This is a genomic window from Streptomyces xantholiticus (assembly GCF_014651015.1).
In the GTDB taxonomy this organism is placed as follows: domain Bacteria; phylum Actinomycetota; class Actinomycetes; order Streptomycetales; family Streptomycetaceae; genus Streptomyces; species Streptomyces xantholiticus.
In genome coordinates this window covers 23,170-47,172 of record NZ_BMWB01000009.1, presented here as the reverse complement: position 1 = coordinate 47,172, position 24,003 = coordinate 23,170, and the positions used below count along the sequence as shown (strand labels likewise).

Sequence of the window (24,003 nt, the reverse complement as noted above, 5' to 3'; positions counted from 1 at the left end):
CCGGAATGGGTTCGGTTCGCGTAGCCATCGTCGGCGTGGGCAACTGCGCCGCCTCGCTGGTGCAGGGCGTCGAGTACTACAAGGACGCCGACCCGGCCGGCAAGGTGCCGGGTCTGATGCACGTGCAGTTCGGCGAGTACCACGTGCGTGACGTGGAGTTCGTGGCCGCCTTCGACGTGGACGCCAAGAAGGTCGGCCTCGACCTGTCGGACGCCATCGGCGCCAGCGAGAACAACACCATCAAGATCTGCGACGTGCCGAACACCGGCGTCACCGTTCAGCGTGGCCACACCCTCGACGGTCTCGGCAAGTACTACCGCCAGACCATCGAGGAGTCCGCCGAGGCCCCGGTCGACATCGTCCAGATCCTCAAGGACAAGCAGGTCGACGTCCTGGTCTGCTACCTGCCCGTCGGTTCCGAGGAAGCTGCGAAGTACTACGCGCAGTGCGCCATCGACGCCAAGGTCGCGTTCGTCAACGCTCTTCCGGTCTTCATCGCCGGCACCAAGGAGTGGGCGGACAAGTTCACCGAGGCCGGTGTCCCGATCGTCGGCGACGACATCAAGTCCCAGGTCGGTGCCACCATCACGCACCGCGTCATGGCGAAGCTCTTCGAGGACCGGGGTGTCATCCTGGACCGCACGATGCAGCTGAACGTCGGCGGCAACATGGACTTCAAGAACATGCTCGAGCGTGAGCGCCTGGAGTCCAAGAAGATCTCGAAGACGCAGGCCGTCACCTCGCAGATCCCCGACCGTGACCTGGGCGAGAAGAACGTCCACATCGGCCCGTCGGACTACGTGGCCTGGCTGGACGACCGCAAGTGGGCCTATGTGCGCCTCGAGGGCCGTGCCTTCGGTGACGTCCCGCTGAACCTGGAGTACAAGCTCGAGGTCTGGGACTCCCCGAACTCGGCGGGTGTCATCATTGACGCCCTGCGCGCCGCGAAGATCGCCAAGGACCGCGGCATCGGCGGCCCGATCCTCTCCGCGTCCTCGTACTTCATGAAGTCCCCGCCGGTGCAGTACTTCGACGACGTGGCTCGCGAGAGCGTCGAGAAGTTCATCAAGGGCGAGGTCGAGCGCTAAGCGTTTCCACCTGCCGTCGCGGAGGGTCCCCGGGTCGTTCCCCCGGGGACCCTCCGCGTGTGTGACCCTTACTCGCATGCCCGTCGTACGTGATCTGCGCGTACTCCTGCGCCTGCCGGACTTCCGCCGACTGCTGACCGTGCGGTTGCTCTCCCAGGCGGCCGACGGCGTCTACCAGGTCGCCCTCGCCACATACGTGGTCTTCTCTCCGGAGAAGCAGACGTCCCCGGCAGCGATCGCCTCCGCCATGGCCGTGCTGCTCCTCCCTTACTCCTTCGTCGGCCCGTTCGCCGGGGTCCTGCTGGACCGCTGGCAACGCCGCCAGATCTTCCTCTACGGGAATCTGCTGCGCGCCCTGCTCGCCGGCTGCACTGCCCTTCTCATCCTTGCCTCCGTCCCGGACTGGCTCTTCTATGCCTCTGCGTTGTCCGTGACCGCCGTCAACCGTTTCGTCCTGGCCGGACTCTCGGCAGCCCTGCCGCGTGTCGTCGACTCCGACCGTCTCGTCATGGCCAACTCCCTCTCACCGACGGCGGGAACGCTGGCCGCGACCGCCGGCGGCGGACTGGCCTTCCTGATGCGGCTGGTCGCCTCCGACTCGGACGCCGCGGTCGTCCTGCTCGGAGCAGTGCTCTATCTCTGTTCGGCGCTCGCATCGCTGCGCATGGGCCGCGAACTCCTCGGGCCGGACCCGGACATGCTGCAACCCCGCCTGGGTGCCGCGCTCGCCTCCACCGCACGAGGACTGCTGGACGGGCTACGGCACCTGGGCCGGCGCCTGGACGCGGCCCATGCGCTCGCCGCGATGACGATGCTGCGTTTCTGCTACGGGGCGCTGACGGTCATGGTGCTCATGCTGTGCCGCTACTCATGGTCCACCGACGAGTCGGACGGACTCGCCCTGCTGGGCCTCGCCCTCGCCTTCTCAGGGGCCGGCTTCTTCGCAGCGGCCGTGGTGTCCCCCTGGGCGATCGGAAGACTCGGCCGGTACGGATGGATGGTGGCCTGCGCGGCAGCCGCCGCCGTCCTGCTACCGGCCCTGGCGTTGCCCTTCACCCCAGAGCCGATACTTGCCGCCGCATTCATGCTCGGGCTCATCACCCAGGGCTCGAAGATCGCAACGGACACCGTGGTGCAGACGTCCGTGGACGACGCCTTCCGTGGCAGGGTCTTCTCCCTTTACGACGTGCTGTTCAACGTCGCCTTCGTCGGAGCAGCGGCGATCGCCGCTCTCATGCTCCCTCCTGACGGCCGGTCGGTTCCGCTGGTCGTCATGGTGGCGGTGATCTACGCAATAGTGGCCGCCACCCTGGCCCGTTGGAGCCATGTCGGCCGAGTGCTATAGCGTGCGCGCGTCAAACATTCGAGCACACATTCACGGGGGAACCTCCGCATGACATATCCGCCGCAGCAGGGACAGGGCCCTTACGGGCAGCCGGGCCCGTACGGTCAGCCGCCCCAACAGCCCCAGCCGGGGTACGGATACCCCCAGCAGCAGCCGCCCCAGCCGCAGCCGGGATACGGCTACCCGCAGCAGGCACAGCCGCAGCCCGGGTACGGCCATCCGCAGCAGCCGCAGGCGGCTCAGCAGCAGTGGGGCGCGCCGCCACCGCCGCCCCCGGCACCCACGCGCAGCCGCCTCAGCCTCAAGATGAAGTTCCAGATAGTCGTAGGCGTCCTGGCAGCGATCGCATTCGCCGTGTTCTGGTTCATGGGCCAGGACGACGCGGACACCGCCAAGGTCGGCGACTGCCTCAAGAACAGCGGCAATGACATCAACCCCGATCTGCAGGTGGTCGACTGCGGGGGCTCCGAGGCGGCCTTCAAGGTGGTCTCCGTGCACGCCGACACCACGGACTCGGCGATCTGCGAAGGCAAGGCCGACATCGGCTACTACGAGCAGACCAGCGGAGGCAGGCGCAGTTCGGGCAAGTCGTTCGTGCTCTGCCTCAACGAGATCAAGAAGTAGCTTGCCCGTCGGGGGGGGGGGGTNNCCCGACCACGACGAATCGGCGCGATGTTTCACGTGAAACATCGCGCCGATTCGCGCTCAGGACTGACTCGCCCACCACTCCTTGAGCGCCGACACCGCTGCGTCGCGCTCCATCGGCCCGTTCTCCAGGCGCAGCTCGAGGAGGAAGGCGTACGCCTTGCCGATCACCGGACCCGGACCGATCCCCAGGACCTCCTGGATCTCATTGCCGTTCAGGTCCGGCCTGATCGCGTCGAGCTCCTCCTGCTCCTTGAGCTGTGCGATGCGCTCCTCGAGACCGTCGTAGGCGCGGGAGAGAGTTCCGGCCTTGCGCTTGTTCCGCGTGGTGCAGTCCGACCGCGTCAACTTGTGCAGTCGGTCCAGCAACGGCCCCGCATCGCGCACGTAACGTCGAACCGCGGAATCGGTCCACTCGCCGGTTCCATAGCCGTGGAAGCGCAGATGCAGCTCCACAAGCCGCGAGACGTCCTTGACCGTTTCGTTCGAGTACTTGAGCGCCATCATCCGCTTCTTGGTCATCTTGGCGCCCACCACCTCGTGGTGATGGAAAGAGACCCGGCCGTCCGGCTCGAACCGCCGCGTCCGGGGCTTGCCGATGTCATGCAGCAGGGCGGCCAGCCGCAGCACCAGGTCGGGCCCGTCCTCCTCCAGGGCGATGGCCTGATCCAGCACCGTGAGCGAGTGCTCGTAGACGTCCTTGTGGCGGTGGTGCTCGTCACTCTCCAACCGAAGCGCCGGAAGCTCGGGCAGCACATACGCGGCAAGACCGGTATCGACGAGGAGCGCAAGCCCCTTACGGGGGTGCGCGGACAGAAGCAGCTTGTTCAGTTCATCGCGCACGCGCTCGGCCGACACGATCTCGATACGACCTGCCATGGCCTTCATGGCCGACACCACCTCGGGCGCCACCTCGAAGTCGAGCTGTGCGGCAAAACGCGCTGCCCGCATCATGCGCAGCGGATCGTCGGAGAAGGACTCCTCCGGAGTGCCGGGCGTACGCAGGACTCGCAGGGCGAGGTGCTCCAGGCCGCCGTGCGGATCGATGAACTCCTTCTCCGGCAGCGCCACCGCCATTGCGTTGACCGTGAAGTCGCGACGGACGAGGTCCTCCTCGATGGAGTCTCCGTAGGAAACTTCCGGCTTGCGCGACGTCCGGTCGTACGCCTCCGAGCGGTAGGTGGTCACCTCGATCTGGAAGCGCTGCACGGAGTCGCCGACGGGTCCGTTCTTCTGAGCACCGACCGTACCGAAGGCGATACCGACGTCCCACACGGAATCCGCCCATGGACGGACGATCTTCAACACATCCTCGGGCCGGGCGTCCGTCGTGAAGTCGAGATCATTGCCGAGCCGACCGAGCAGCGCATCGCGGACCGAGCCCCCGACCAGTGCAAGACCGAATCCGGCATCCTGGAAACGGCGAGCCAGGTCGTCGGCGACGGGTGAGACCCGCAGCAGTTCGCTCACCGCGCGGCGTTGCACCTGGCTCAGGGCAGTGGGGTTGTCTTCATTGGCGTTCGGCACAACAGAAAAGGGTACGTGCCCGGGCCGACCGGGTCGTCCCCGTTTCCGGGCAGGCAGGGTAGGCACCGGCTCCCGATCTTGTGGAGTACTCCGCGGCACTTGGACACAGCGGGCCTCGTTACCATGCGTGGACGCAAGAAGCGGAGAACCACCAGAGGCAGCAGACGACGAGGGACGGACGAGCGCGTGGCCGAGGCGGCAGACTTCCAGGGGATGCGCATTTCTCCTGCGCGCCGGTGGCTGCGTCGCACAGCCTCCCTGATCACCGGCGTGCCACTCGTGGCCGGACTGCTGTGCGGTCCCGCCGCGCAATCGGCGTACGCCGCTGAGGAACCCACCGGATCGCGGACCGTGGATGTGTCTCTGGACACACTGACACCCGAAGCACCGGGGGAGAAAGACAAGATCACCGTCTCCGGAACGGTGGTCAACAAGGGGCGGGAGACCGTCACCGATGCTCACGTCGATCTCCGGGTGGGTCCGGAGCTGATCGGCCGTACCGCCATCGACGAGGCCGCGGGGAGAACCGGCTTCACCTACGGGGTCGATGCCCCGACGGTCGACGACAAGTACAGCGTCGAGCTCCCGAAGCTGGTCTCGGGTGTCTCTTACGACTTCACGCTCTCGGTACCGGCCGATGAACTCGACCTCAACGACGACGGCGGCGTCTATCAGCTGGGAGTCTCTCTCGCGGGACAGACGCCGAACCAGTCCTACGAGCGGGTGCTGGGCATCGAGCGGATTTTCCTGCCCTGGCAGCCGGAGGACGTGGAGAAGAAGACGCGCCTCACCTATCTCTGGCCGCTGATCTCCTCGACCCATCTCACCTCGGAGACCGGTTCGGACGAACAGCAGACTCCCGTCTTCGAGGACGAGGCACTGGCCGCCGAGCTCGCCCCCGGCGGACGGCTCGACCAGCTCGTCTCCCTCGGCAGGGACCTGCCGGTGACCTGGGTCATCGACCCGGACCTCCTGGCCACCGTGGACGCCATGACACGGAACTACCGGGTGAAGGCCGGCGACTCCACGGTCGCCGGCAAGAACCAGGCCGTGGCCAAGCGATGGCTGAGCGCCGTGGAGTCCGCCGTGCAGGGCGAGAAAGTGGTCGCTCTTCCCTTCGCGGACCCGGATCTCGCCTCGCTGGCGCACAAGGGGAAGTCTGTCTCCGGCTCGCTCAGCCATCTGCAGCCGGCCACAGAGGTGGCAGAGGTCACAGTGGAGACGATTCTCCACGTGAAGCCATCCCTCGATTTCGCCTGGCCGGTGGAGGGCGCGATCGACTCCTCGATCGTCGATGTGGCCACTTCGGCCGGAGCGCACAAGGTGATCGCCCGTAGCGACAGCCTCCAGGACAACCTCTCCTACACGCCAACCGCGGCCCGTCCGATCGGTGGCGGCACGACGGCCGTGGTCGCCGACACCCGCCTGTCGACCGCCTTCCAGGGCGACATGACCCGCGCCGGCGAGTCCACGCTCGCCGTGCAGAAGTTCCTCTCCCAGTCGCTGGCCCTGACCCTCCAGCAACCGGAGAACCAGCGGAGCATCGTCGTGGCCCCGCAGCGCGTGCCCACGATCGCCCAGGCCCAGTCCATGGCCCGCGCATTGCGCGCCCTGGAGCCCCAGCGCTGGACACAACCGCTGGACCTGGTCGCCGCGGGCTCCGCCAAGCCGGACGCCGACGCGAACACCAAGGTGCCCAGCGCCTCCCAGTACCCTGCCGGGCTGCGCAAGCAGGAGCTGCCTGTCCAGGCCTTCAAGGACATCAGGGAGACGCAGAACACCCTCGACAAGTTCAAGGTCATTCTCACCTTCGCGGACCGGGTGGAGGCACCGTTCGGGCGAGCCGTCGACCGTGAGTTGTCGGCGGCCTGGCGGGGCAAGCCGGTGGCCGCACAGCAGTACCGGGACGGGGTCCAGTCGTATCTGCAGAGCCTGACCGAAGAGGTCCAACTGATCGAGAAGTCGGCCGTGACTCTGTCAGGGCGCAGTGCGACCATCCCTGTCACGGTGCAGAACCAGCTGGTCCAGGGAATCGACGACCTTGTGCTCCGGCTGAAGTCCAACAACCCCAACCGTCTCCACCTCGACGGGGACAGGAACAAGGGGGTGGCGGAGCAGCCGATCAAGGTCGAGGGCGGCCACAGCCAGTCGGTGAAGTTCCCGGCCGCCGCCAACGCCAACGGCCAGGTTCAGATGACCGCGCAGCTCTACACCGAGGACGGCACTCCCTATGGCCGGCCGATGTCGTTCACGGTGAAGGTCTCGGAGGTCACTCCGACCGTCATGCTCGTCCTCGCCGGCGGTGTGCTCCTGCTCGTCCTCGCCGGCGTCAGGATGTACACACAGCGCAAGCGCGCCGCTGCCGCGGAGGAGGCCGGCCCCGGGAGGGATCAGGACACCTCGGACACGGAGAGTGACGTCGAGGGTGCGGATGCTGAGCAGCCGAGTGACCTCGCACCTGACACCGGACCGGAAAGCGGCAACCCGTCGGGCGCTGGTGAGAAGGTGGACCGTTGAGCGATGTCGTGGCCGGTCGGCCGGGGACGATGAGGTGGGGTAGTCATGAACGCGCCGTACGACGGTGACCGCGGTCAGGTCGCGGGCGGTGACCAGGCAGGCTCGTTCCCGCCGCAGCAGCCCTCGTCCGACCCGTATGCGCAGGACCCCTATGTCCAGGACGCCTACGCCCACGACCCCTTCCAGGCCCAGGACCCGTCCGCCCAGGACCCGGTGGACAAGGCGCTCTACGACCGCTCCGCGCACCCTCCGCCGCCCCCGGGCACCTATCCGGAACCGCAGCCGCTCTATCAGCAGCCCGCGGCACCCCCGTACGCCCCCGACCCCCGCATCTGGGCGCAGACCCCGCCGCCGGAGCCCGAGGGCCCGTCCCGTCACCTGCCGTACGGCGACGACGCACGGACCACACAGTTCACCGGAGTGGACGACCTGGTCTCCCGTGCCGGCGAGGACAAGCCGGAGCCCGACGCATTCGCGCACCTCTTCAGGGACCAGCAGTCCTCGGTGCCCTCTCCCGCTCCCGAGCCCATGCCCGCCGCCCCGGCGCCCAAGAAGCCGCCGGGCCGTGCCACGAGCCTGTTGAAGTCCAGCGCCGTGATGGCTGCGGGAACCCTGGTTTCCCGGCTCACGGGCTTCGTGCGCAGCCTCGTGATCACCGCTGCCCTCGGTGCCGCGCTCCTCGGTGACACGTTCACCGTCGCGTACACGCTGCCGACGATGATCTACATCCTCACGGTCGGCGGTGGTCTCAACTCCGTCTTCGTCCCGCAGCTGGTCCGCGCGATGAAGAACGACGACGACGGTGGCGAGGCCTACGCCAACCGTCTGCTCACACTGGTGATGGTGGCGCTCGGCGCGATCGTCGCCGTGGCGATCTTCGCGGCGCCGTTGCTGGTCCGGCTGATGTCGGACACGATCGCGACCGACCAGGCCGCCAACGGCGTCGCGGTCACGTTCGCCCGCTACTGCCTTCCCACGATCTTCTTCATGGGCATCCATGTGGTCATGGGGCAGATCCTCAACGCCCGCGGCAAGTTCGGCGCGATGATGTGGACCCCGGTCCTGAACAACATCGTCATGATCACCACGTTCGGGCTCTTCATCTGGGTGTACGGCACCTCCGCCGAGTCCCAGATGGGCGTGCAGACGATCCCGCCGGAAGGTGTCCGGCTGCTCGGCGTCGGAACGCTGCTCGGCCTGGTCGTCCAGGCGCTGGCGATGATCCCGTACCTGCGTGAGACCGGCTTCCGCTTCCGCCCCCGGTTCGACTGGAAGGGCCACGGGCTCGGCAAGACCGTGAAGCTGGCGAAGTGGACCGTGCTCTTCGTCCTCGCGAACCAGGCAGGTGTGCTGGTCGTCACTCAGCTCGCCACAGCGGCCGGAGCGGCGTCCGGCAAACAGGGTGCGGGCTTCATCGCCTACACCAACGCCCAGCTGATCTGGGGCATGCCGCAGGCCATCATCACCGTCTCCGTGATGGCTGCGCTGCTGCCCCGCATCTCCCGCGCGGCCCACGACAACGACCCCGGCGCCGTGCGTGACGACATTTCCCAGGGCCTGCGCAACTCCGCCGTGGCCATCGTCCCGGTCTCCTTCGCGTTCCTCGCCCTCGGTGTGCCGATGTCCACCCTGCTGTTCGCCTCCACGGGCCTCGAGGCGGCCCGGAGCATGGGCTTCATCCTGATGGCCTTCGGTCTCGGTCTGATTCCGTACTCCGTGCAGTACGTGGTGCTGCGCGGCTTCTACGCCTACGAGGACACGCGGACGCCCTTCTACAACACGGTCATCGTCGCCGTCGTCAACGCCAGTGCCTCCGCCCTTTGTTACGTACTGCTGCCCGCCCAGTGGGCAGTCGTCGGCATGGCCGCCTCGTACGGCCTCGCCTACGCCGTGGGTGTGGGTGTCGCCTGGCGGAGGCTCAAGAACCGCCTGGGCGGCGACCTGGACGGCGGCCACGTCATGCGCACCTACGCCCGGCTCTCCATGGCCTCCGTGCCCGCAGCGGCGGCCGGTGGAGCCGTCGCCTACGGCGTGCTCAGGGGACTCGGCAGCGGTGCCGGCGGCTCCCTGGTCGCGCTGGTGGCAGGCGGCGTCGCGCTCCTGGGCATCTTCTTCGTAGCGGCCAAGCGCATGCGCATCGAGGAACTCAACGCCATGGTGGGCATGGTGCGTGGCCGTCTCGGCCGCTAGGCCTGCTGGAACGACGCTCAGCAGGCGGCATCGAGCGAGTCCGCACAACCATCGTCGGACCCCGCGTGTCGTGCATAGCGTCGGACTGTGGGCACAATTGGCATGGCTGTTTGGACATGGCGCAACGGATGGGGAGGCAGGAACGACGGTGGCGGAACGTAGCACGGCTGCCGTCGACGTGGCCGACAACGGCGGGGACGAACCGCTGACCGCCAAGGCGGGCAAGGCCACGACCGACGGGGCGGCGGAATCCCAGACGACAAAGTCCCCTGCGGCGGACTCCCTGAGCCCGGCGCAGGAGGAGACGCCGGACACGGACGGTGAGAAGCAGGGCGGCGAGCCGTCCTACTCCACGCCCGAACTGCACAGTGGCCACAAGCTCGCCAGACGCTACCGGCTCGAGGAGTGCGTCACCCGTCTGGACGGTTTCAGCAGTTGGCGTGCGGTCGACGAGAAACTGCGGCGCGCTGTTGGCGTGCACATCCTTCCGTCAGACCACCCCCGGGCACGTTCCGTCCTGGCAGCGGCCCGTTCCTCGGCCCTGCTCGGCGACCCCCGGTTCGTCCAGGTGCTGGACGCCGTCGAGGAGAACGACCTTGTCTACGTCGTGCACGAATGGCTCCCCGACGCTGTCGAGCTGACCGCTCTGCTGGCGTCCGGACCGTTCGAGCCGCACGACGCCTATCAGCTCGTCGACCAGGTCTCCCAGGCCATGGCCGCCGCCCACCGCGAGGGACTCGCCCATCTGAGGCTCACCCCAGGGGCCGTACTGCGGACCTCGACGGGCCAGTACCGGATCCGCGGCCTGGCCGTGAACGCCGCTCTGCGCGGCATCTCCACCGACGGACCTCAGCGCACCGACACCGAGGCGATCGGTGCCCTCCTGTACGCCGCTCTGACCCAGCGCTGGCCCTACGAGAACGACGCGTACGGCCTCACCGGCCTGCCCAAGGGAGTCGGCCTGGTCGCGCCCGACCAGGTTCGCGCCGGCGTCCATCGGGGCCTTTCCGAGCTCGCCATGCGGGCGCTGATCAACGACGGCGCCACTGCATCGCGCCAGGAACCGCCGTGCACCACGCCCGACGAACTGGCCAAGGCCGTCGCCGCGATGCCGCGCATCCGGCCACCGGAGCCGTCGTTCACCGCCCCTCCCGAGTACCAGCGCTCCACCTACCAGCCGATCAACCACGGGCGGCCGACAGCCAGGCCGGGTTCACCCCTGGCCGCCCAGGCAGCACCCACGCCGCCCCCGCCCCTGCAGACCCGTTCGGGCAAGGCCCTCAAGTGGGCTGTCTCCGCGCTGCTCATCGCGGCGTTGGGTCTCGGCAGCTGGCAGATCGCCGACAAGCTGCTGGACGACCGCAACACCACGGACGAGCCCAAGAAGTCGGAGACCGCCGCCCCAGGGGGGACCGGCGACCGGCCCAAGGCACCCGTGCCACTGGCGATCCAGGGCGCGCAGGAGTACGCACCTGACGGCAGGCCGCAGAATGCCGCCAAGGTAGGTGCCTCCTACGACGACGACACCGCGAGCGACTGGCGCACCGGTTACTTCGTGGACGGGCCGGAGCTGGTTCCTGCCGTCAAGGAGGGTGTGGGCATCGTCTACGACCTCGGGTCCGAGAAGGAGATCTCGGGTGCTTCCATAGCGTTGCGCTACGGCGGCAACCACACCACCATGGCTCTCTACGCGGTCGACTCCCTGTCGCCGTCCGGCTCCGTCAACTCGATGGAGCGGATCGCCACCGGGCAGACCAACGGATCCAATCTCACACTGACGGCCCAGAAGGCGACCAAGAGCCGGTTTGTGCTGCTGTGGATGACCGCGATGCCCTACTCCCCCCGAGACGGGTACAACGGCGCCGGACACAAGCAGGGCATCGCGGACGTGAAGTTCACCGGCTGACGGTCACGCACCGACGAACGGGGAGGGGGCTCACCGTTGGACAATGCGACGCTCGGCGATGCCTGCGACCAGGATCTTCTGGCGCGCCATGTCGACGGTGACCCCGACGCCTTCGGTGAGCTCGTCCGGCGCCACCGCGACAGACTGTGGGCAGTCGCCCTGCGCACCCTGGGAGACCGCGAGGAAGCTGCCGACGCGGTCCAGGACGCCCTTGTCTCGGCCTTCCGGGCGGCCCACACCTTCCGTGGGCAGTCCGCCGTCACCACATGGCTGCACCGCATCACCGTCAACGCCTGCCTGGACCGGGCCCGGAAGGCCGCCTCCCGCAGGACCTCACCCGTCGACGACACGGAGCGCCTGGAGCAGCTCCTGGAGCCCCATGAGTCGGCGGAGGCCCCGGCCGAGCGTCACGACCTCCATCGCGAGCTGCTGGCGGCCCTGGCGAAGCTCCCGGTGGACCAGCGCGCCGCGCTCGTGCTCGTCGACATGCAGGGGTACCCGGTCGCCGAAGCCGCGCGTGTACTCGAAGTGCCGACCGGAACGGTGAAGAGCCGCTGCGCCCGGGGCCGGGCCCGTCTCCTTCCGATGCTCACGCATCTGCGTGGTCAGGCCGGGGATAACACCGACGTCGGCATGGGAAGGAACCGGACGCCGGGGACATCCGTCCCACCGGCGTCGGGACCAAAAGAGACAGGGCCGGGTGACCCTGCTGCAGTGAAGGGCGGAGGTGGGCGCGCGTGACTTCCTCGACCGACTCGACTCGGCACCCGGACGTCTCGGAGATCTCCGACCTCACCGAAGGCCTTCTCCCGGCCTCCCGTACGTACGAGCTGCGCCGGCACCTCGAGGACTGTGCACTCTGCTCGGACGTGCAGACATCCCTCGAGGAGATCCGTGGGCTGCTCGGCACTCTGCCCGGGCCTCCCCGCATGCCGGCCGAGATCGCCGGTCGTATCGATGCCGCCCTGGCCGCGGAGGCTCTTCTCGACTCCACCGGCCGAGGGGAAGCGGACCATGTTTCACGTGAAACAGCGCCACCCCCTCATACGGCGGAGTCGCCGCCTCCACCGGACCGTCCCACAGGGCACCCTCGAGCTGCGAGCGGTCCGGGGCGGAAGGGCAGGGCACGCAGGCGAAGCGCTACGGTCCTCGGTGCCGTTCTCGGCGCCGCCGCCCTGGGCGTGGGTGTGATGTTCCTCCAGTCGGTGCAGACAGGCTCCAGCAATGACGCCGAATCAGCCAGGAAGGACGCGAGTGTGAGCGCTGCGGCACGCGACGGCGCGCAGTTCTCCGGTACCGACCTTGACGGCCGTGTCCGCTCGCTGCTGGCCGCCGGACCGACACAGGAGGCCGAGCCCAGGATCGAAAGGGCGCCTTCTCTCGAGAGCGGTCCCACGACCGTCGCTCCCAAGAGCAGCCCGGGTGCGGCTGTGCCCAGCTGCATCCGGCAAGGAACGGGTAGGACCGATACACCGATCGTCGTCGAGCGGGGTACTTACGAAGGCGCGACCGCCTACCTCGTTCTCATGGCGCACCCCAAGGACAGCACTCAGGTCCAGGCGTATGTCATTGCCGCGGCGTGCGTGGATCACCCGGCCGGTTCCACGGGCGAGCTGCTTTTCACGCGGTCCTTCCCTCGCCCCTGAGATCCTGCGAGACATCGCCGGTGCCGCTCCGGCTCCACGGGAATGCACGCCCCGTAGGATCCGTTGGGTGGGGTGAGAGTCCATGAACCCGCCCCGTAGGCAGTAGGCAGTCTGCAGAGACGAGGAAGAAACCCGTGAGCGACGTCCGTAACGTGATCATCATCGGCTCCGGGCCCGCGGGCTATACAGCCGCGCTCTACACCGCGCGGGCATCGCTGCAGCCGCTGGTGTTCGAGGGCGCTGTCACCGCCGGCGGTGCGCTGATGAACACGACCGATGTGGAGAACTTCCCGGGCTTCCGTGACGGCATCATGGGGCCTGACCTCATGGACAACATGCGCGCCCAGGCGGAGCGCTTCGGCGCCGAGCTCGTCCCCGACGACATTGTGTCCGTCGACCTCACTGGGGACATCAAGACCGTGACCGACACCGCCGGCACCGTCTACCGCGCCAAGGCCGTGATCGTCACCACCGGCTCCCAGCACCGTAAGCTCGGCCTGCCCAGTGAGGACGCGCTCTCCGGCCGCGGGGTCTCCTGGTGCGCCACCTGTGACGGCTTCTTCTTCAAGGACCAGGACATCGCCGTCGTCGGCGGTGGCGACACGGCGATGGAGGAAGCCACTTTCCTCTCCCGCTTCGCCAAGTCCGTCACCATCATCCACCGCCGCGACACCCTGCGTGCCTCCAAGGCGATGCAGGAGCGTGCCTTCGCCGACCCGAAGATCTCCTTCGCCTGGGACAGCGAGGTCGCGGCGATCCACGGCGATCAGAAGCTTTCGGGACTGACGCTGAACAACACGAAGACGGCTGAGAAGTCCCCGCTTGCGGTGACGGGCCTGTTCATCGCGGTGGGCCACGACCCCCGGACCGAGCTGTTCAAGGGTCAGCTCGAGCTGGACGGCGAGGGCTACCTCAAGGTCGATGCCCCCTCGACCCGCACCAATGTCACTGGAGTCTTCGCCGCTGGTGACGTGGTCGACCACACCTACCGTCAGGCCATCACCGCCGCCGGCACCGGCTGCGCCGCGGCCCTGGACGCTGAGCGCTATCTCGCCGCCCTCTCGGACAGCGAAAAGGCGGCCGAGCCGGAGAAGACCCCCGTGGTCTGACCCCCTGGAAACCACTCCCCTCACACCCCGCAGAAAGTTAGGAGGCCGCCGTGGCCGGCGCCCTGAAGAACGTGACCGATGACTCCTTCGAGGAGGACGTCCTCAAGAGCGACAAGCCCGTACTGGTGGACTTCTGGGCCGCCTGGTGCGGCCCTTGCCGCCAGATCGCGCCGTCCCTCGAGGCCATCGCGGCCGAGCACGGCGACAAGATCCAGGTTGTGAAGCTCAACATCGACGAGAACCCGGCCACGGCGGCCAAGTACGGCGTCATGTCGATCCCGACTCTGAACGTCTACCAGAACGGTGAGGTCGCCAAGACCATCGTCGGCGCCAAGCCGAAGGCCGCGATCGTGCGCGACCTCGAGAGCTTCATCGGCGAGTAAGCACCACGCCGCTGTTTCACGTGAAACACGAATGGGCCCGTCCCCTTGGGGACGGGCCCATTCGTACTCAGTGGTCAGAGCGGTCGCAGCGCGGGCTCCTTCTGCACAGCTCCCAGGAGACGGTCCAGAGCAAGCTCCACGTCTTCTTTCCAGGAGAGCGTCGTCCGCAGCTCCAAGCGCAAGCGTGGATACGTGGGATGCGGCCGCACGGTCTTGAAGCCGACCGCGAGAAGGTGGTCGGCCGGCAGCACGCAGGCCGGTTCCTTCCACCGTGCGTCGCCGAAGGCCTCGATGGCCCGGAACCCGCGACGCAGCAGGTCCTTGGCGACGGTCTGCACGATGACCCTGCCCAGCCCTTGCCCCTGATAGCCCGGCATGATCCAGGCAGTCATCAATTGCACCGCGTCCGCAGCCACGGGACTCGTGGGGAATGCCATCGAACGGGGCACATAGGCAGGCGGGGCATAGAGAACGAAGCCGACGGGCACGTCGTCGACGTAGACCACCCGACCGCAGGAGCCCCACTCGAGGAGCACGGCCGAGATCCAGGCCTCCTTCTCGAGTTCGGGGGTCCCGGCCTTTACCGCGGCTTCACCGCTGACCGGGTCGAGTTCCCAGAAGACACACGCACGACAGCGCTTGGGAAGGTCCGAAAGGTTGTCCAGCGTGAGCGGTACGAGCCGACGCCCCATGAAGGCTGTTCCTCACTTCCTTCGTCTGCCGCACTGCGAGCGATTGCCAGCGCGCTCCTCTCGAGGAGCAGGCTGCTGACGAAGCCGCCCACCGCCCCGAGCCCCAGGCCTGCTGTCACCAGTTGGCCGCAGCTCACCGATCGCATGGCCGTCGCCTTCTCTCCGAAGTGGCTCAAGGGTGGATGCGTCATACCAGAACGCATCGTATCCACCCAGCCCTGGCACGGATAGCGCACCAAGGCAAAGGGCGGGTTGTGTCCCGATACCCGGAACACAACCCGCCCTTTTACAAGCCGAGCGGATGAGATCAGAGGGCCTCGTCCTCGGCAGGGTCCTCGCCGAGGCCCTTCTCGAGAACACGTCCCTCGCCGGGTGCCAGGGTGCCGAGAATTCGCTCGAGATCATCTATCGAGGCGAACTCGACAACGATCTTCCCCTTCTTCTGACCGAGGTCGACCTTCACCCGCGTCTCGAAGCGGTCGGAGAGCCGAGAGGCAAGATCCGACAGCGCCGGAGACAGTCGTGCGCCGGCCCGGGGCCCTTTCTGCTTGGGCGCGCTTTTCGGGTTCGAGTTCAGCAGCGTCACGATCTCCTCGACAGCGCGGACCGACAGGCCCTCCGCGACGATCCGATGCGCCAACCGATCCTGCTCGTCCGAGTCGTCCACCGAGAGCAGAGCACGAGCGTGACCGGCGGAGAGCACGCCTGCGGCAACCCGACGCTGGACCGGCGGGGAAAGCCGCAGCAGCCGAAGCGTGTTGGACACCTGTGGACGCGAACGGCCGATCCGATCGGCCAGCTGGTCGTGGGTACAGTTGAAGTCCTTCAGCAGCTGGTCGTAGGCGGCCGCCTCTTCCAACGGGTTCAACTGGGCCCGGTGCAGGTTCTCCAGGAGAGCGTCCAGCAGCAACTTCTCGTCGTCGGTGTCCCGAACGATCGCGGGGATCCGCTCGAGTCCTGCCTCTCGGCAAGCGCGCCAGCGGCGCTCACCCATGATGAGTTCGTAGCGGTCCTGGCCCAGCTGGCGTACGACGACAGGCTGGAGGAGCCCCACTTCCTTGATGGAGGTGACGAGCTCCGCGAGGGCGTCCTCATCGAACACCTCGCGCGGCTGACGCGGGTTCGGAGTGATCGCGTCGAGCGGCACCTCGGCGAAGTGGACGCCGGCAGGGGCGCTTGGCTGTACTGCGGCAGCCTCTCCCTCGAATGCGGGAACGGCCGCCTCGGGAGCCACCGACGCGGAGGGCAGGGTGGCGACCTTGGCCGCCGCCACCCCGCGTTCCGCAGTCAGCACGGGAGACGGCGAGGCTGCCTGGGAATCCGGCTGCTTCTCCTGGGGAGCGGCAGGAATCAGCGCACCGAGCCCACGCCCCAATCCTCTACGTCGCTCGCTCACTGGATCCCCTCCGACAAGTTCTGCTGGCTGTTCTGGCCCATCTGGGCGTGCTGCGGGTCATAGCGCACACCGACCCCACGCAGAGCGATCTCACGGGCAGCCTCGAGATAAGAGAGGGAGCCACTGGACCCTGGATCGTAGGTCAGTACGGTCTGCCCATAGCTCGGCGCCTCCGAGATACGTACCGACCGCGGAATGCTGGTGCGCAGCACCTCCTCACCGAAGTGGCTGCGCACCTCCTCCGCGACCTGTGAGGCGAGCCTGGTCCTGCCGTCGTACATGGTGAGCAGGATGGTCGAGACATGCAGCGTGGGATTGAGGTGTCCGCGCACCAGGTCCACGTTACGCAGCAGCTGCCCGAGCCCTTCCAGCGCGTAGTACTCGCACTGGATCGGGATCAGTACCTCAGCGCCGGCCACGAGGGCATTGACCGTCAACAGACCGAGCGAGGGGGGACAGTCGATGAGGATGTAGTCCAGCGGCTGCTCGTAGGCCTGGATCGCCCGCTGCAGTCTGCTCTCCCGCGCCACCAGCGACACCAGCTCGATCTCCGCACCGGCGAGATCGATGGTGGCGGGGGCGCAGAAGAGTCCTTCGACATCCGGGACCGGCTGGACCACTTCGGAGAGAGGCTTGCTCTCCACCAGGACGTCGTAGATCGAGGGAACTTCCGCATGGTGATCGATCCCCAGAGCCGTCGAGGCGTTGCCCTGCGGATCCAGGTCGATCACCAGCACACGTGCGCCGTGCAACGCGAGCGAAGCGGCGAGGTTGACCGTGGTGGTGGTCTTTCCCACACCGCCCTTCTGGTTGGCGACGACCATGACGCGTGTCTGCTCAGGCCGGGGCAGCCCCTCACCGGCACGCCCCAGTGCCTCCACGGCCAGCTGAGCAGCGCGGCCAATGGGGGTGTCATCCATGGGGGGCGGTGTTTCACGTGAAACATCCTCCCCCGCGGACTCGGTACGGGGACCGGGGACCGGATCGGTCATCGGTCCCGCGATGTTGGCGTCGGACCGCAAGGATTCACTCTCCTCGACATCAGGCTCGCAATGAACAGAGCCTGCCATGCTTTCGGGGTCGTGAACCAGCGAGGCCCGGGGTTCTGTGGACGAATCCACACCTGTGGACAATTCCGTAGCCCGCAAGAGGGGCTTGCGGCCCTTCGACGGGGCGGCCGCACGGCCGCGGCTGATGATTCCCTGCAGCAGTGAGCGACGTTTCACGTGAAACACGATGCCCAAGCCGCACGACCAGACCGGGACGACACTCCGAAATCAGTACGTATGGCTACGTGTATGGCTCAGCGGCGACGGCGCGTACGACTCGTCCGAGCCGCCTTGGCCCGCTTTGCGGCGAACCTCACACCACCAGGGCTCTCCCCGACCTCGACCCGCACAACAGTGGACAGCGGATCGACGATCCCTTCTCCGACCTGAAGTACCGAGGTCTCCACAACACCCAACTTGCTCAGGGCAGCCCTGGCTCCTTGGATCTCCTCCTCTGCCGTATCGCCCTTGAGCGCCAGCATTTCGCCGTAGGGACGGAGCAGAGGGACACCCCAGCCGGCCAACCGGTCCAGCGGGGCCACCGCTCTCGCGGTCACCACATGCACCGGAGGCAGCTTCCCGAGGACCTCTTCAGCTCGTCCTCGCACCACTGTCACGTGGTCCAGGCCCAGCAGTTCCACCACTTCCTGAAGGAAGTTCGTCCGGCGGAGCAGCGGCTCCAACAGCGTGATCTTCAGGTCGGGCCGCACCAGGGCCAGCGGAATACCGGGAAGCCCGGCACCAGAGCCGACGTCGCAGACCGTGACCCCCTCCGGCACGACTTCGGAGAGAACGGCACAGTTCAGCAGATGCCGCTCCCACAGTCGCGGCACTTCGCGAGGACCGATCAGACCGCGCTTGACCCCGGCGTCCGCGAGCAGTTCCGCGTACCGCACGGCCGCTGGAAAGTACTCGCCGAATACCTTCCGTGCCGCCTCCGGCGCCTGGGGAAGCTGTGCTGCCTCCGTCACGAGGACCGTCCTTCCGTACCCCACTACCGCTATGTGGACTGTGGTGGCTGATTAACAGGCTGACAAAGATCGGCCCCGCCTGCGAACAGACGGGGCCGACAGAACAAAACGGTCAGGCAGGGAGCACGACGACGAAGCGCTGAGGCTCCTCGCCTTCGGACTCGCTGCGCAGACCCGCCGCCGCGACGGCGTCGTGAACGACCTTGCGCTCGAAGGGCGTCATGGGGTCGAGCTTCACCGGCTCGCCGGAGCTCTTCACCTCAGCCGCCGCCTTGGCGCCGAGCTCGGCGAGCTCGGTGCGCTTCTTCGCCCGGAAACCCGCGATGTCGAGCATCAGTCGGCTACGGTCGCCGGTTTCCCTGTGCACGGCAAGGCGCGTCAGCTCCTGCAGTGCCTCGAGCACCTCGCCGTCCCGACCCACGAGCTTCTGCAGGTCCCGGCTGGCCGTGTCGCTGATGATCGAGACCGCGGCCCGGTCGGCCTCGACATCCATGTCGATGTCGCCGTCGAGATCGGCGATGTCCAGCAGACCCTCGAGGTAATCGGCCGCGATCTCCCCTTCCTGCTCGAGGCGGGTCAGGGTGTCGTCACCCTCTGCGGCAGCGGAGATGGTGCCTTCCGTCACGGATGGACTCCTTCTTACTTCTTGGACGACGGGTGCTTGGGCCGCTGCGGACCCTTGCGCTGTCCCGCCTTGGGCTGGCGTGCGGAACCGGTGGTGCCACCGCTGGTGTTCGGCTTCGCATCACCCTGCGACGAGCCTGCACGAGCGCGGCCGGTGGCGTGCTTGTCCTTCTGCAGAGACGTCTTCGACGCGGAGCCGGTGTCCTCGGAGCTCTTGGCCGCACCGGTCTGGGTCGTACCGGCCTGGCGCTTCGCCTTGGTCTGACGCTTGGGCTGCTGGCGCTTCTGCGCGGCGCCTCCCTCGGTATCAGCCATGGCGGACTCGCTCTTGATCACCGTGCCGTCCGCCTGAGCGGCCAGGCCGGCCTTGGCGAGACCGGAGATGAACCGGCGCTCGTTGTCGTTGCGGTCCGCGCCCTTGGCCACGATCGCCTGGACGACGGTGCGCTTGCGCCGCGAGCGGACCTCGTTGTGAGCCGTGACGCTCTTGAGCAGACGCTGCAGGTACTGGTCCTGGGCCTTGCTGCCCGGCGTCGGGTTCTGGTTGATCACGTACATCTGCTGACCCATGGTCCAGACGTTGGTGGTCAGCCAGTAGACGAGAACACCGACGGGGAAGTTGATGCCCATCACGGCGAAGATGACCGGGAAGATGTACATCAGCATCTTCTGCTGCTGCATGTACGGGGTCTTGACCGTGAGGTCGACGTTCTTCTGCATCAGCTGGCGCTGCGTGTAGAACTGCGACGCCGACATCAGGATGATCATGATGGCAGTGACAATGCGCACGTCGGTCAGCGAGGCATTGAGCGCCTCCACCTTCGACGGGTCGTCCATGAACTTGGCGGCGATCGGGGCACCGAAGATATGGGCCTGTCGGGCGCTGTCGACCAGGCTCTGGTTGAGAACGCCGATCTCGTCACCCGAGGCGATCTTGCTGAGCACGTGGTACAGCGCAAAGAAGAACGGCGACTGCGCGAGGATCGGAAGGCACGAGGAGAGCGGGTTGGTACCCGTCTCCTTGTACAGCTTCATCATCTCTTCGGACTGACGCTGTTTGTCGTTCTTGTAGCGCTCCTGGATCGCCTTCATCTTCGGCTGGAGCGCCTGCATGTTCCGGGTCGACTTGATCTGCTTCACGAAGAGCGGGATCAGACAGATCCGGATCAGGATCACCAGCGACACGATGGACAGTCCCCAGGCCCATCCCGTGTCAGGGCCGAAGATCGCCCCGTAGAGACTGTGGAACTGGACGATGATCCACGAGACAGGCGTGGTGATAAAACTGAACAGACTGGCAATCGTGTCCACTAATCAGGCTCCTTGAGCATTGGACGAGGTCTCTGCGGCCGGGTCCTGGGATCCGGAGGAAGATCCCGAGGCAGGCAGATCAGCGGCGGAGTCCCCGCCCTTGCTGTCGCCGCGCAAGGCGTTGCGCAGCATTTCGTGCCACCGTGGGCGCTTGCGCTCGGGCACGTAGTCCACGCCGCCCGGCGACCACGGGTTGCACCGCAGGATGCGCCAGGCGGTCAGCACCGTGCCCTTGATCGCGCCGTGCCGGTCGATGGCTGTGTATCCGTAGTGGGAACACGACGGGTAGTACCTGCAGACGGGCCCCAGCAGCGGGCTGATCGTCCACTGATAGATCTTGATCAGAGCCAGCAGCGGGTACTTCATCGCGCGCCCCCTCCCAGCAGCCGCTGAAGAGCGGCGTCCAGGTCTCGGGCCAGCTGAGCATGTTCGGCGTCGCCCGCGCCGGGCAGCGCCCGTACGACCACCAGGCTACCGGGGGGCAGCTCGGAGAGCCGATCGCGCATGAGGTGGCGCAGTCTCCGCTTGACCTTGTTCCGGACGACGGCACCGCCCACAGCCTTGCTCACGACGAAACCCGCACACGTCGGGGAGGCGCTCTCCCCAGGCGCGTGCGGGTCCGTTGTGCCACTGCGAAGGTGGACGACGAGTAGCGGACGACCTGCCCTGCGTCCTCGTCGTACCGCGGTCGCGAAGTCCTCGCGCCGCCTCAGCCGATTCTCGGTAGGCAGCACGTCATGACCTGTACGCGATCAGGCGGACAGGTTGGCGCGACCCTTGGCGCGGCGGTTCGCCAGGATGGCGCGGCCGGCACGGGTACGCATGCGCAGACGGAAACCGTGGGTCTTCGCGCGACGACGGTTGTTCGGCTGGAAGGTGCGCTTGCTCACTCGGGGGCTCCAGAAATGATTCGTAGATGGCGGGACATCGCCTGGCTGTCACCGTGCGCCCACGAGTAGCTCGCGTATACGCCCGAGTGCACCGCTTCACGACCACAGATCGTGATCTTTGCCCATCGGAGGCAGGCGGCAGCAGCCATCGACAACTCGACCTGGTCACGGTACGCGGGGCTACGCCATCCGGTCAAACCAGGCCGATGCCGTGGTCCACTGTGCACAGGCTGTGGACAACAACTTGAACCACCCGGGTCGCCCTGACTACCGTGACTGAACTCCGAATCTTTTCCTGCCTGTCTTCCCATCCCGTCCCGAGAACCACACATTCGTGGGACCTGCGAGAGAGCGTGCCTTGTGGCTGACGTACCTGCCGATCTTGCCGCAGTGTGGCCACGAGTGCTCGAGCAGCTCCTCGACGAGGGCCAGCAGGGCGTCGAGCCGAAGGACAAACAGTGGATCGAGCGCTGCCAGCCGCTCGCCCTGGTCGCCGACACCGCCCTGCTCGCCGTCCCCAACGAATGGGGCAAGCGGGTCCTCGAAGGCCGGCTGGCGCCGCTCATCAGCGAGACGCTGAGCCGTGAGTGCGGCCGCCCGATCCGGATCGCGATCACCGTCGACGACTCCGTCGGTGACGGTCCCGCCCCGCAGGCGCCCCCGGCCCAGCAGCAGCCGCCCCGGTACCCCGGCCCGCAGCACGACGAGCCCAGGCCGGGCGACCCCTATGACACGTACGGGCGCCGGTCCGTCTCCGACGACGGTCTGCCGACGGCAAGGCCCGCCTATCCCGAGTACCAGCAGCGCCCCGAGCCCGGCGCCTGGCCGCGTACTCAGGAAGACCTGTCGTGGCAGCAGCCGCGCCTTGGCGGCTTCCAGGAGCGGGACCCCTATGCCTCGGCCCCGCAGCAGCAGCCACGGCACGACTACCGGTCTCCGCAGCCGTCGGAGCGCCGGCTCTACGAATCCCGCCCGGAGCGTCATCCCCTGCCCGAGCCGCAGGCCCCGCACCGCGGCGGCCCCTCGGGAGCACCCGGTCCGCTGGGTGCTCAGCCCGCACCGGCACCGGGGCCCGGCGAGCCGCACGCGCGTCTCAACCCCAAGTACCTCTTCGACACCTTCGTCATCGGCGCGTCCAACCGGTTCGCCCACGCAGCGGCCGTGGCGGTGGCCGAGGCTCCGGCCAAGGCGTACAACCCTCTCTTCATCTATGGGGAGTCGGGCCTCGGCAAGACCCACCTGCTGCACGCGATCGGGCACTACGCGCGGAGTCTCTACCCGGGCACCCGGGTGCGATACGTGAGCTCGGAGGAGTTCACCAACGAGTTCATCAACTCGATCCGGGACGGCAAGGGCGACACCTTCCGCAAGCGCTACCGCGATGTGGACATCCTGCTCGTCGACGACATCCAGTTCCTGGCGAGCAAGGAGTCGACGCAGGAGGAGTTCTTCCACACGTTCAACACCCTCCACAACGCCAACAAGCAGATCGTCCTGTCCTCGGACCGCCCGCCCAAGCAGCTCATGACGCTGGAGGACCGGCTCCGCAACCGGTTCGAGTGGGGTCTGACCACGGACGTGCAGCCGCCGGAGCTGGAGACGCGCATCGCGATCCTCCGGAAGAAGGCCGTCCAGGAGCAGCTCAACGCACCTCCGGAGGTCCTGGAGTTCATCGCGTCCCGCATCTCGCGCAACATCCGGGAACTCGAGGGTGCGCTGATCCGCGTGACGGCGTTCGCCTCGCTCAACCGGCAGCCCGTGGATCTGGGGCTCACCGAGATCGTCCTGAAGGACCTGATCCCCGGTGGGGAGGACGCCGCGCCGGAGATCACCGCGAGCGCCATCATGGCGGCCACCGCGGACTACTTCGGGCTCACGGTGGAGGACCTCTGCGGTTCGTCCCGCAGCCGCGTCCTGGTGACGGCGAGGCAGATCGCCATGTATCTGTGCCGGGAGCTGACCGACCTCTCGCTACCGAAGATCGGCGCGCAGTTCGGCGGCCGTGACCATACGACGGTGATGCACGCGGACCGGAAGATCCGCGCACTGATGGCGGAGCGGCGGTCCATCTACAACCAGGTCACCGAGCTCACCAACCGCATCAAGAACGGCTGACGAACAAGCCGCCACGGCACCTGAGGGCGCTCCGGGACCTGTCCGGGAGCGCCCTCGGCCGTTCCCGGACCGTTCACCGACGCCGGACGTGTTCGATTTCGGGTGGCCGTCGAGCCGTTCTCCACAGATGTGGGGACAGTCTTGCTTCCACAGCCTGGGGACCAGGAAGTTGTCCAGATCCGGTCCACAGCCGCACCGGTCGGCAGGTCGTCCTGCCAGGTCAGTACCTTGGGGATTTGTGGTCAACCGAGCTCCACAGCCTGTGGACGCGGAATCCGTCCACAGGCTGTGCTCAACGTTGTCCACCGGCGGCCCACAGGCAGCGGCCCGTTGCCCACAGCTTCTCCACACCCCTGTCCACTGTTCGGCAACGAAACACGGCCGCTCACCGCGTCGAGTGAAAGCCGTCACACCAACGAGCTCGATTGGCCTGTGGGGAACGTGGGTAAAGCTGGGGACGGCACTGGGGAGAAGTGCTTCCTGGCTGTGCATCGGGTGTGCAGAACTTTCGGGTGTCCACAGAAACGCCTGGTTGTCCACCGCTCCCGCCCACAGGGTCAGTGGACAAAAAACTGGCTCTGACCTGCGTAGACAGCGTT

Annotated in this window: 21 protein-coding genes; 11 read left to right on the top strand and 10 right to left on the bottom strand. The window is 67.2% G+C overall.

Annotation, left to right across the window (positions count from 1 at the left end; all coding sequences use genetic code 11):
* Window positions 1–5 precede the first annotated feature (5 nt).
* The 3 genes from IE198_RS16065 to IE198_RS16055 all read left to right on the top strand — a co-directional run bounded on the left by IE198_RS16065 (window position 6) and on the right by IE198_RS16055 (window position 3,057).
* Entirely contained in the window at window positions 6–1,088 is a 1,083-nt protein-coding gene (locus IE198_RS16065; protein ID WP_189887030.1) for an inositol-3-phosphate synthase, read from the top strand.
* Window positions 1,089–1,164: 76 nt separating this feature from the next.
* Window positions 1,165–2,433: an MFS transporter gene (locus IE198_RS16060; RefSeq protein WP_189887028.1), complete on the top strand. Its 1,269-nt coding sequence runs from the start codon at window positions 1,165–1,167 to the stop codon at window positions 2,431–2,433.
* 48 nt (window positions 2,434–2,481) lie between these two features.
* Complete coding sequence (locus tag IE198_RS16055; protein WP_189887026.1) at window positions 2,482–3,057, top strand: LppU/SCO3897 family protein; 576 nt, start codon at window positions 2,482–2,484, stop codon at window positions 3,055–3,057.
* Between the two features lie 81 nt (window positions 3,058–3,138).
* Here IE198_RS16055 and IE198_RS16050 read toward each other — a convergent pair whose 3' ends face one another.
* Window positions 3,139–4,605 carry a CCA tRNA nucleotidyltransferase gene (locus IE198_RS16050; protein ID WP_189887024.1) on the bottom strand — a complete coding sequence of 489 codons (1,467 nt, stop codon included), beginning with the start codon at window positions 4,603–4,605 and terminating at the stop codon, window positions 3,139–3,141.
* 186 nt (window positions 4,606–4,791) lie between these two features.
* Between IE198_RS16050 and IE198_RS16045 the strand changes: the two genes are divergently transcribed.
* From IE198_RS16045 to trxA, 7 genes are all read left to right on the top strand, one after another.
* Window positions 4,792–7,122 carry a DUF6049 family protein gene (locus IE198_RS16045; RefSeq protein ID WP_189887022.1) on the top strand — a complete coding sequence of 777 codons (2,331 nt, stop codon included), beginning with the start codon at window positions 4,792–4,794 and terminating at the stop codon, window positions 7,120–7,122.
* A 45-nt stretch (window positions 7,123–7,167) separates the two neighbouring features.
* Entirely contained in the window at window positions 7,168–9,312 is a 2,145-nt protein-coding gene (murJ, locus tag IE198_RS16040) for a murein biosynthesis integral membrane protein MurJ (RefSeq protein ID WP_189887021.1), read from the top strand.
* Between the two features lie 148 nt (window positions 9,313–9,460).
* The gene (locus tag IE198_RS16035; protein ID WP_189887019.1) at window positions 9,461–11,218 is read left to right on the top strand and encodes a protein kinase family protein; all 1,758 of its coding nucleotides are present in this window, start codon (window positions 9,461–9,463) and stop codon (window positions 11,216–11,218) included.
* A gap of 36 nt (window positions 11,219–11,254) precedes the next feature.
* Window positions 11,255–11,959 carry an RNA polymerase sigma factor SigM gene (sigM, locus tag IE198_RS16030; protein WP_189887017.1) on the top strand — a complete coding sequence of 235 codons (705 nt, stop codon included), beginning with the start codon at window positions 11,255–11,257 and terminating at the stop codon, window positions 11,957–11,959.
* Window positions 11,956–12,864, top strand: a complete 909-nt coding sequence (locus tag IE198_RS16025; RefSeq protein WP_189887015.1) for an RsmA family anti-sigma factor — start codon at window positions 11,956–11,958, stop codon at window positions 12,862–12,864. Before sigM ends, IE198_RS16025 begins: the two co-directional genes overlap by 4 nt.
* A 134-nt stretch (window positions 12,865–12,998) precedes the next feature.
* Entirely contained in the window at window positions 12,999–13,973 is a 975-nt protein-coding gene (gene trxB, locus IE198_RS16020) for a thioredoxin-disulfide reductase (protein ID WP_189887013.1), read from the top strand.
* 50 nt (window positions 13,974–14,023) lie between these two features.
* Window positions 14,024–14,356 carry a thioredoxin gene (gene trxA / locus IE198_RS16015; RefSeq protein ID WP_100108089.1) on the top strand — a complete coding sequence of 111 codons (333 nt, stop codon included), beginning with the start codon at window positions 14,024–14,026 and terminating at the stop codon, window positions 14,354–14,356.
* A gap of 74 nt (window positions 14,357–14,430) precedes the next feature.
* Here trxA and IE198_RS16010 read toward each other — a convergent pair whose 3' ends face one another.
* The 9 genes from IE198_RS16010 to rpmH form a co-directional block, all read right to left on the bottom strand.
* Window positions 14,431–15,048, bottom strand: coding sequence for a GNAT family N-acetyltransferase (locus IE198_RS16010; protein ID WP_189887011.1), 618 nt, complete (start codon window positions 15,046–15,048; stop codon window positions 14,431–14,433).
* Between the two features lie 307 nt (window positions 15,049–15,355).
* Complete coding sequence (locus IE198_RS16005) at window positions 15,356–16,444, bottom strand: ParB/RepB/Spo0J family partition protein (RefSeq protein ID WP_189887010.1); 1,089 nt, start codon at window positions 16,442–16,444, stop codon at window positions 15,356–15,358.
* Window positions 16,441–17,514 (bottom strand): ParA family protein, encoded by a 1,074-nt coding sequence (locus tag IE198_RS16000; protein WP_189887274.1) that lies wholly within the window; start codon window positions 17,512–17,514, stop codon window positions 16,441–16,443. The genes IE198_RS16005 and IE198_RS16000 overlap by 4 nt, the downstream gene beginning before the upstream one ends.
* A gap of 233 nt (window positions 17,515–17,747) precedes the next feature.
* Window positions 17,748–18,464, bottom strand: coding sequence for a 16S rRNA (guanine(527)-N(7))-methyltransferase RsmG (gene rsmG / locus IE198_RS15995; RefSeq protein ID WP_100108093.1), 717 nt, complete (start codon window positions 18,462–18,464; stop codon window positions 17,748–17,750).
* Between the two features lie 112 nt (window positions 18,465–18,576).
* Window positions 18,577–19,089 carry a Jag family protein gene (locus IE198_RS15990; protein ID WP_189887008.1) on the bottom strand — a complete coding sequence of 171 codons (513 nt, stop codon included), beginning with the start codon at window positions 19,087–19,089 and terminating at the stop codon, window positions 18,577–18,579.
* A gap of 14 nt (window positions 19,090–19,103) precedes the next feature.
* Window positions 19,104–20,399, bottom strand: coding sequence for a membrane protein insertase YidC (gene yidC, locus IE198_RS15985; protein ID WP_189887006.1), 1,296 nt, complete (start codon window positions 20,397–20,399; stop codon window positions 19,104–19,106).
* A 3-nt stretch (window positions 20,400–20,402) separates the two neighbouring features.
* Window positions 20,403–20,765, bottom strand: coding sequence for a membrane protein insertion efficiency factor YidD (gene yidD / locus IE198_RS15980; RefSeq protein ID WP_189887004.1), 363 nt, complete (start codon window positions 20,763–20,765; stop codon window positions 20,403–20,405).
* Complete coding sequence (gene rnpA, locus IE198_RS15975; RefSeq protein WP_100108097.1) at window positions 20,762–21,133, bottom strand: ribonuclease P protein component; 372 nt, start codon at window positions 21,131–21,133, stop codon at window positions 20,762–20,764. The genes yidD and rnpA overlap by 4 nt, the downstream gene beginning before the upstream one ends.
* 18 nt (window positions 21,134–21,151) lie before the next feature.
* Window positions 21,152–21,289, bottom strand: coding sequence for a 50S ribosomal protein L34 (rpmH, locus tag IE198_RS15970; RefSeq protein WP_100108098.1), 138 nt, complete (start codon window positions 21,287–21,289; stop codon window positions 21,152–21,154).
* Between the two features lie 360 nt (window positions 21,290–21,649).
* Here rpmH and dnaA point away from each other — a divergent pair, with 360 nt between their 5' ends.
* Entirely contained in the window at window positions 21,650–23,404 is a 1,755-nt protein-coding gene (gene dnaA, locus IE198_RS15965) for a chromosomal replication initiator protein DnaA (RefSeq protein WP_189887002.1), read from the top strand.
* Window positions 23,405–24,003 lie beyond the last annotated feature (599 nt).